This window comes from Microbacterium sp. NPDC097977, from assembly GCF_040302605.1.
GTDB lineage: Bacteria > Actinomycetota > Actinomycetes > Actinomycetales > Microbacteriaceae > Microbacterium.
In genome coordinates, this window is sequence record NZ_JBEOUR010000140.1 from 1 (window position 1) to 1,366 (window position 1,366).

The 1,366-nt window shown below is 69.3% G+C and carries 2 protein-coding genes and 1 rRNA gene; 2 read left to right on the forward strand and 1 reads right to left on the reverse strand.

What is annotated here, in order from left to right; translation table 11 throughout:
• A partial coding sequence (locus ABTZ43_RS17225) for a winged helix-turn-helix domain-containing protein (protein WP_350539642.1) occupies window positions 1-236 on the forward strand: 236 nt, incomplete at its 5' end.
• Window positions 233-1,168, forward strand: coding sequence for a sensor histidine kinase (locus ABTZ43_RS17230; protein ID WP_350539643.1), 936 nt, complete (start codon window positions 233-235; stop codon window positions 1,166-1,168). The genes ABTZ43_RS17225 and ABTZ43_RS17230, both read left to right, overlap by 4 nt.
• Window positions 1,169-1,268: 100 nt before the next feature.
• Here the strand turns inward: ABTZ43_RS17230 and rrf are convergent.
• A 5S ribosomal RNA gene (gene rrf / locus ABTZ43_RS17235) occupies window positions 1,269-1,366 on the reverse strand; the annotation flags it as partial.

Here is a 1,366-nt window from a genome sequence, read left to right on the forward strand (position 1 = left end):
CGCCGAAGGCGTTCATGCTTCTGGAGTACCTGATGCTGCACCCGCAGGAGGTCCATTCCCGGGAGCGGCTGCTGTCGACGCTGTGGGGCTTCGAGTTCGCGACGTCGAGCCGCGCGGTGGATCACCGCATCGCGGAACTGCGTCGAGCACTGGGCGACAATCACGCCGAGACGCGCCTCATCGAGACGGCGCAGAGCATGGGGTACCAGTTCGCCGCGAGAGTGAGCGCAGTATGACGCGGGTGACCGACGTCGCCCTCGGGGTTCTCACGGCGGTGCCGATCGTCGCGTGCGCGGCCGTGGCCGGCAGCATGCTCCTCGCCGGCGACCCGAGGATCCTGGCGATCGACCTCGCGCTCCCGGCCGGTGTGGCCATCGGCGGGGCCGTGGTCTCGGCAGTGCCGCTGTCCCTGCTGCTGGCACGGCGCGGCCGAGCGCGCTGGAACGCCCGGCTCGAGGAATCGCGCGCCGCCTCCGCACAGGCCGCGGCATCCCAGGCGCGCGCCGAGCACCGTCGGTTCCTCGCGCGGCTCGACCATGAGCTGAAGAACCCGCTCACCGCGATCCGCGCGACGGCTGTCGCCGCGCAGGACGGCGACCACCGGGACGCGTGGCGCACAGTGGACCTGCAGGCGACGAAGCTCAGCACCCTCGTGCGCGATCTGCGCAAGCTCGCAGAGCTCGAGAGCAGGCCACTCGAGACGGAGACGGTCGTGCTCGAAGATGTGCTGAACGAGGCCATCGAGGCACTCGTCGACCAGCAGCCTGCGGCGCGAGGTCGGGTGACGCTCTCGGTGACCCGCGTCCCGTGGGCCGTGCCTCCGCTCGCCCTCGACCTCGACCTCGTGTCGCTGGCGGTCGACAACGTGCTGACCAACGCAGCGAAGTACTCGGCCTCGGGGCCCATCGAGGTACGCCTGCGCGAGCACGAGGGGTGGGCTCTCATCGAGGTGGCGGATGCCGGCCGGGGAATCCCCGCGGCTGAGCTCCCCCTCGTCTTCGACGAACTGGCGCGCGCACAGAACGCGCGTGATGTGAGCGGTTCCGGCATCGGGCTCTCACTCGTGACGACCGTGATGCGGCTTCATGGCGGGGACGTCTCCATCCGCTCCGGCGAGGGTGCGGGCAGCCTGGTGACGTTGCGGTTCCCGCTGCAGCCCACGCGCTGAGCGCAGTGCCCGGTGCGCGATCACGGTAGACCTTGCTACCGACGCGCACGTTAACGCAGAAAAGCCACCCAACATTGGGTGGCTTTTCTGTCTAAAAGAAGTCCGGCGGTGTCCTACTCTCCCACAGGGTCCCCCCTGCAGTACCATCGGCGCTGTGAGGCTTAGCTTCCGGGTTCGGAATGTAACCGGGCGTTTCCC

What these genes read in the sequence shown, in the direction of transcription:
- ABTZ43_RS17230 (WP_350539643.1), top strand. Translation starts at nt 233, where the DNA reads ATGACGCGGGTGACCGACGTCGCCCTCGGGGTTCTCACGGCGGTGCCG.